The 316-nt window shown below is 40.2% G+C and carries 1 pseudogene; it reads left to right on the top strand.

Going from position 1 to position 316, the window contains the following annotated elements:
• Window positions 1–316 (top strand): annotated as a pseudogene (locus WKI42_RS10770) (bifunctional acetaldehyde-CoA/alcohol dehydrogenase); the annotation flags it as partial.

Genomic DNA, 316 nt, shown 5'->3' with positions numbered 1-316 from the left:
AAACATTCGCCAAGCTGCACACGATATCGTCATGTCTAAATCATTTGACAACGGTATGGTCTGTGCCTCAGAGCAAGCGGTTATCATTGATAAAGAAATTTACGATGAATTTGTAGCAGAGTTCAAATCTTACCACACTTACTTTGTAAACAAAAAAGAAAAAGCACTTCTTGAAGAGTTCTGCTTCGGCGTGAAAGCAAACAGCAAAAACTGTGCTGGTGCAAAATTGAACGCTGACATCGTTGGTAAACCAGCAACTTGGATTGCAGAACAAGCAGGATTTACAGTTCCAGAAGGAACAAACATTCTTGCTGCA

This window comes from Streptococcus pseudopneumoniae (genome assembly GCF_038148935.1).
Taxonomy (GTDB): Bacteria; Bacillota; Bacilli; order Lactobacillales; family Streptococcaceae; genus Streptococcus; species Streptococcus pseudopneumoniae_U.
Note: the sequence above shows the minus strand (reverse complement) of the source record. Positions and strands in the feature narration are given on the sequence as shown.